Genomic DNA, 6,262 nt, shown 5'->3' with positions numbered 1-6,262 from the left:
TCTTCGGACCCTGCGGCCTGCGATCCCCACGGATCTCGAACACTGCAACCCCTGATCACGTCAGGCGTTGCAACGATCCCTAGAACCCGAGCGCACTAAAAGGGGCCCTTCCTAACACCCGTTGGGAGAGCGACATGCGCAGACTCCTGCGAACCGTCCTCGGCGCGGCCACCGCCGTCCTCGCCGTCCTCGCCTGCACCACCCCGGCCGCCCCGGCCAGCGCCGCCGACGCCCCGTACGACGTGCTGGTCTTCTCGAAGACCGCCGGCTTCCGGCACGACTCCATCGCGGTCGGCACCCAGGCCATCCGCGACCTCGGCGCGGCCAACAACTTCACCGTCACCGCCACCGAGGACGCCGCCCAGTTCACCACCGCCAACCTGGCCCGGTACGAGGCGGTCGTCTTCCTCAACACCACCGGCGACGTGCTCGACGCCACCCAGCAGGGCGCCTTCGAGGCGTACATCGGCTCCGGCGGCGGCTTCGTCGGCGTGCACGCCGCAGCCGACACCGAGTACGACTGGTCGTTCTACGGCAACCTGGTCGGCGCGTACTTCGCCTCGCACCCGCACATCCAGCAGGCCACCGTGAAGGCGGAGAACCGGGCGCACGCCGCCACCGCGCACCTGCCGCAGACCTGGACCCGCACCGACGAGTGGTACAACTACCGGACCAACGCCCGGTCCACCGCCCGCGTGCTGGCCACCCTCGACGAGTCGTCGTACTCGGGCGGCTCGATGGGCGCCGACCACCCGCACTCCTGGTGCAAGACCCACAGCGGCGGCCGAGCCTTCTACACCGGCGGCGGGCACACCCAGGCGTCGTACGCCGAGCCGGCCTTCCGGGCGCACCTGCTCGGCGGCATCCGGTACGCGGCCGGCCGCACCAGGGCCGACTGCCGCCCCGAGACCGGCTACACCGCGCTCTACGACGGCTCGACCACCGGCTGGTCCCAGGCCGGGCCGGGCGGCTTCGGCAACGCCGACGCCACCCTCACCTCGGTCGGCGGGATGGGGCTCTACTGGTACAGCGCGAAGCAGTTCACCAACTACTCGCTCAAGCTGGACTGGCGGCTCGCCGGCGACGACAACTCCGGCGTCTTCATCGGCTTCCCGCCGTCGGGCGACCCCTGGTCGGCCGTGCACAACGGCTACGAGGTGCAGATCGACGCCACCGACGCGGCCGACCGCACCACCGGCGCGGTCTACACCTTCAAGTCCGCCGACCTCGCCGCCCGGGACGCGGCGCTCAACCCGCCGGGGGAGTGGAACACGTACGAGCTGCTCGTCGAGGGCGAGCGCCTCCAGGTCTTCCTCAACGGCGTGAAGATCAACGACTTCACCAACACCGACCCCGCCCGGTCGCTCGCCGGCCACATCGGGCTCCAGAACCACGGCACCGGCGACGACGCCTCGTTCCGCAACATCCGCATCAAGGAGTTGGGCACCACCCCGCCGACCGGCGACACCACCATCCAGGCGGAGGCGTTCAGCTCGGCCGGCGGCGTCACCCCGTTCACCAAGGCCGGGGCGAACGGTGGCCAGACGCTCGGCCACATCGACCCGGGCGACTGGGCCGCGTACGACGGGGTGGACCTGACCGGCGTCACGTCGTTCCGGGCGCGGGTCGTCTCGGGCGGGCCCGGTGGCACCCTCCAGGTGCGTACCGGATCCACGACCGGCACCGTGCTCGGCGCGGTCGCGGTGCCGAACACCGGAGGCTGGACCACCTTCGCCGACGTCACCACCACCCTCGGCGGGGTCCCGTCCGGCACCCGCACCCTCTACCTGACCTTCACCGGGTCGGGCTCGGGGCTTTTCGACGTGGACGACTTCACCCTGGTCAGGCCTGGCGGCAGCGGCGGCGTGGGCCCGATCCGGGGCCTGGCCGGCAAGTGCCTGGACGTGCGCAGCGCCGCCACGGCCGACGGCACCCAGATCCAGATCTGGACCTGCAACGGCAGCGCCGCGCAGACCTGGACGGTGACGCCGAACTCGACGGTGCGGGCGTTGGGCAAGTGTCTGGACGTCTCGGGTGGCGGTTCGGCGGACGGCACGAAGATCCAGCTCTGGACGTGCAACGGCACGGGCGCGCAGAACTGGTCGGCGCAGCCGGACGGGACGCTGCGCAACCCGCAGTCGGGCAAGTGTCTGGACGTCTCCGGCAACAACCCCGCCGACGGCACCCCCGTGCACCTGTGGACCTGCCACACCGGCACCAACCAGAAGTGGACCCTGCCCTGACCCGGGTCCCCGCGATCTTGCAGTTGGTGCCCCGGCATCTCGGGCGAACGCCGCGAAACACGGGCCGAAACTGCAAGATCGCGGGGCGGGACGGTGGAGGGAGGGCAGGGTGCGGGGGGTTTCCTCGGGTCGCCGGGGTGCCTAGAGTGGGGGCGGCGACCGTTGTGGTGGCCGGTGGACCGGCGGGAGGCGCAACCCGGCGGGCCTCGGTGCGTCCCGCACCCACCGGCACACCCCGCGGCCCCGCCGTTCACCGGTACCGGCCGGTCACCCTCGCCCCGGCCCGCCCGGACGGAATCCCCCATCACGACAGGGGAGAAGGACAATGGCGCGACCCATCACGCTCTTCACCGGCCAGTGGGCCGACCTTCCGTTCGACGAGGTCTGCCGGCTCGCCTCCGAGTGGGGCTACGACGGGCTGGAGATCGCCTGCTGGGGCGACCACTTCGAGGTCGACAGGGCCCTCGCCGACGACTCGTACGTCGACCGGAAGCGGGAGACCCTCGCGAAGCACAACCTGAAGGTGTACGCGATCTCCAACCACCTCGTCGGCCAGGCCGTCTGCGACCACCCCATCGACGAGCGGCACCAGGGCATCCTGCCGGCCCGGATCTGGGGCGACGGCGAGCCCGAGGGCGTACGCCGACGGGCCGCCGAGGAGATCAAGGACACCGCCCGGGCGGCGGCGAGGCTCGGGGTGGACACCGTCGTGGGCTTCACCGGGTCGTCGATCTGGCACACCCTGGCGATGTTCCCGCCGGTGCCGCCGGAGATGATCGAGCGGGGCTACCAGGACTTCGCCGACCGCTGGAACCCGATCCTCGACGTCTTCGACTCCGTCGGGGTCCGCTTCGCCCACGAGGTGCACCCGAGCGAGATCGCGTACGACTACTGGACGACGAAGCGGGCGCTGGAGGCCGTCGGGCACCGGCCCGCGTTCGGGCTGAACTGGGACCCGTCGCACTTCGTCTGGCAGGAGCTGGACCCGGTCAACTTCATCTTCGACTTCGCCGACCGGATCTACCACGTCGACTGCAAGGACGCGAAGGTGCGTACGGGGGACGGGCGGCGGGGCCGGCTCGCCTCGCACCTGCCGTGGGCGGACATGCGGCGCGGCTGGGACTTCGTCTCGACCGGTCACGGCGACGTGCCCTGGGAGGACTGCTTCCGGGCGCTGAACGCGATCGGCTACGCCGGCCCGATCTCGATCGAGTGGGAGGACGCCGGCATGGACCGCCTCGTCGGCGCCCCCGAAGCGCTGCAGTTCGTCCGGCGGCTCGCCTTCGACGCCCCGGCCGCGGCCTTCGACGCCGCGTTCAGCAGCAAGGACTGAGCACCCGTCAGCGGCACGGACCGAGTCCCGGCTGCCGGTCGACGCCACGGTCGGCGGCGCGGGCCGGGGCCGTCAGCGGTCACGGCCGCGTGCGGCAGCGGGGACCCGGCCCGCAGCGGGGACTCGGCCCGCACCGGGGGCCGGCCGCCGGTCGGCCCCCGTCAGCCGGTCGAGAAGAGGTGGTCGCTGACCAGCCGCGCCGCGCCCACCACTCCGGCGCGGTCGTCGAGGTCGGAGAGCACGATCGGCATGGTGCCGGTGGCCAGCGGCGCGGACCGCCGGTAGACCACCCCACGGATCTCGGCCAGCAGCGTGTGGCCCAGCCCGGCCGGCGCGCCCCCGATGACGACGATGCCCGGGTTGAAGAAGCTCACGAGGCCGACCAGCACCTGACCCAGGCGGCGGGCCGCGTCCCGGGCCAGGGCCTGCACGGCCGCGTCGCCCGCGCCCGCCGCCGCGGCGACGTCGGCCACGGAGAGGGTGCCCGCCTCGGCCAGCCGGGCCGCCAGCGCCGTGGACCGGCCCGCGCGGGCCGCGGCGAGCGCTGCGCCGACCAGCCGGCGGTCGCCGCAGTACGCCTCCAGGCAGCCGGTCTCGCCGCAGGCGCAGCTCGGTCCGTCCTCGGTGAGCGGCAGGTGGGCGATGTCCCCGGCGCTGCTCGTCGCGCCCCGGTAGGGGGTGCCGCCGAGCACCAGCCCGCAGCCGATCGCGGTGCCGAGCTTGACGTAGAGGAAGTCGTCGAAGGTGCGCCCGACCCCGGCGTGCTTCTCGCCGAGCGCCATCACGTTCGCGTCGTTGTCGACCAGGGCCGGGCAGCCCAGCTCGGCGGCGAACGCCTCCCGCACCGGGAACCGGTGCCAGCCCGGCATGGCCGCCGGTGAGGCCGGCGTGCCCTCGGGGAAGTCGACCGGCCCCGGCAGGCCGACGCCGACCCCGGTGAGCTGGGTCAGACCCAGCTCGGCCCGCAGCTTTCCGACCAGTTCGACGGCCCGGCCGAGCACCGGCTCCGGCCCCACCCGAACGTCGATCGGCTCGGCGATCTCGGCGAGCACGGTCAACTCGCCGTCGGTCACCGTGACGGTGATCCGGTCCGCGCCGACGACGACGCCGGCGAAGCGCACGCCGCCGGCGACGCGCAGCATCGAGGACCGGCGACCGCCGCGCGACGCCGCCGGCCCCGCGGTCTCGACGAGGCCCCGCTCGACCAGCCGGTCCACCTCCGCGGCCAGCTTGGACCGGGACAGGCCCACCGCGTCGCCCAGCTCCACCCGCGAGCGGGGACCGTCGTCGCGCAGCAGCCGGACCAGCCGTGCCTGGTACGCGTTCTCAGGCCGGACGAGGACCATCGCCATCACCTCCCGGCCTGAAGTCTTCCACGGCGCTGTTACCGGCGTGTGGCGCGCGGGGCCGCGCCCGGTCGTCCCGGACGCGGCCCCCAGGTGCGTGTCGGGTCCGTCAGCCCCGCAGACCCGACATGTGCTGGAAACTGAGCTCCGCGTAGCGCAGCGACCGGCCCGGGTCGGTGGCGCCGCCCGGTGCGTTGTCCTGCTCCCACATCGGGTTGTGGTAGCCCTTCGCGCCCATGTTGGCGAAGAACCCGCCGTAGTCGATGTCGCCCTGGCCGAGCGGCACCATGTCGTACCCGGCGCTGCTGGCCGGGTTGAACGCGCCGTCCTTGGCGTGGAACAGCGGGAACCGGATCGGCTGGGCAGCCACGGTCGCCAGCGGGTCGAAGACGTCGGTCCGCGTCACGCCGTCCGGGTCGGTGTAGCTGCGGAACCGGTGCTGGGCCACGTGCGCCCAGTAGATGTCCATCTCGAACCACACGTACGCCGGGTCGGTGAGCCCGATGAAGTACTCCAGTTTCCGCACGCCGGAGGACCGGGTCGGCCGGCCCAGGGCGTCCAGCGGGCCGCTGTCGAGCAGGAAGTTGTACGCCGCGTCGTGGTTGTGCGTGTACAGCTTCAGCCCGCGGGCGGCGGCCAGCTCGCCCAGGGTGTTCCACCGCTCCGCGGCGGCGTCCCAGTCGGCCTTGTAGTTGCTGCCGGTCGGGTCGCTGCCGGTGCCGATGTGCGTCATGCCCAGCGTCTCGGCGATGTCGAGCTGCTGCTCGAACGCCGCGAGGGTGGTCGGGTTGATGACGCTCGGGATGGACGCGTGTGAGCCGTTGGCCCGCAGCCCGTTGTCGTCCAGGATCTTGCGGATCTCCGCGGCGGTGATCTGCCGGCCGAGGATGGAGGTGTGCTGGTTGTAGCCGGCGAACTCCACCTCCTTGTAGCCGATCTCGGCGAGCCGCGCGAGCACCCGCTCGAAGCCGTACGGCACTCCGCTGGTGTCCGGGGCGGCGCCGATCCGGTCCCGGACGCTGTAGAGGATGATGCCCCGCTTGCCGACCGGGACGAGCAGGCCGTTGCCGTTGGCGCCGGCGGCGGGGGCGAGTCCGGTCGCGCCGACGGCCGCCGCGCCGGCGACGCCGGCGAGGGCGCCGAGCATGCGGCGACGGCTCATCCCGTGCTGACTGTCGTTCATGTGTTGCTGCCTTTCTCGATGCTGGGGAGGGCGGATCCGGGCCGGGCCACCGGCGGTGGCCCGGGCACGTCGGTGCGGTGCCCGGCACGCCCGGCCGGACGTACGTGCGGGCCGGCGGGTTCCTCACCGGCATCGCCGACTTCGACGCCGAGTTCTT

4 protein-coding genes are annotated in these 6,262 nt (G+C 72.9%); 2 read left to right on the top strand and 2 right to left on the bottom strand.

Annotated elements, in window-relative coordinates; all coding sequences use genetic code 11:
- The first annotated feature begins 134 nt into the window (after positions 1–134).
- Together AB0G14_RS34325 and AB0G14_RS34320 are read left to right on the top strand one after the other, a co-directional pair.
- Positions 135–2,243, top strand: a complete 2,109-nt coding sequence (locus AB0G14_RS34325) for a ThuA domain-containing protein (RefSeq protein WP_357704745.1) — start codon at positions 135–137, stop codon at positions 2,241–2,243.
- A gap of 325 nt (positions 2,244–2,568) precedes the next feature.
- Positions 2,569–3,576, top strand: a complete 1,008-nt coding sequence (locus AB0G14_RS34320) for a sugar phosphate isomerase/epimerase family protein (protein WP_350712241.1) — start codon at positions 2,569–2,571, stop codon at positions 3,574–3,576.
- A gap of 161 nt (positions 3,577–3,737) precedes the next feature.
- On the opposite strand, the gene AB0G14_RS34315 is transcribed toward AB0G14_RS34320, so the two are convergent.
- Positions 3,738–4,922, bottom strand: a complete 1,185-nt coding sequence (locus AB0G14_RS34315) for an ROK family transcriptional regulator (protein WP_357704743.1) — start codon at positions 4,920–4,922, stop codon at positions 3,738–3,740.
- A 109-nt stretch (positions 4,923–5,031) separates the two neighbouring features.
- Positions 5,032–6,105, bottom strand: a complete 1,074-nt coding sequence (locus AB0G14_RS34310) for a sugar phosphate isomerase/epimerase family protein (protein WP_357704741.1) — start codon at positions 6,103–6,105, stop codon at positions 5,032–5,034.
- Positions 6,106–6,262 lie beyond the last annotated feature (157 nt).

This window comes from Micromonospora sp. NPDC023814, assembly GCF_040639595.1.
GTDB lineage: Bacteria > Actinomycetota > Actinomycetes > Mycobacteriales > Micromonosporaceae > Micromonospora.
Note: the sequence above shows the minus strand (reverse complement) of the source record. Positions and strands in the feature narration are given on the sequence as shown.

Bases quoted from the DNA above. Each gene is read 5' to 3' on its own strand.
- AB0G14_RS34325 (WP_357704745.1), top strand. From the start codon at position 135: ATGCGCAGACTCCTGCGAACCGTCCTCGGCGCGGCCACCGCCGTCCTC.
- AB0G14_RS34320 (WP_350712241.1), top strand. From the start codon at position 2,569: ATGGCGCGACCCATCACGCTCTTCACCGGCCAGTGGGCCGACCTTCCG.
- AB0G14_RS34315 (WP_357704743.1), bottom strand. From the start codon at position 4,922: ATGGTCCTCGTCCGGCCTGAGAACGCGTACCAGGCACGGCTGGTCCGG.
- AB0G14_RS34310 (WP_357704741.1), bottom strand. From the start codon at position 6,105: ATGAACGACAGTCAGCACGGGATGAGCCGTCGCCGCATGCTCGGCGCC.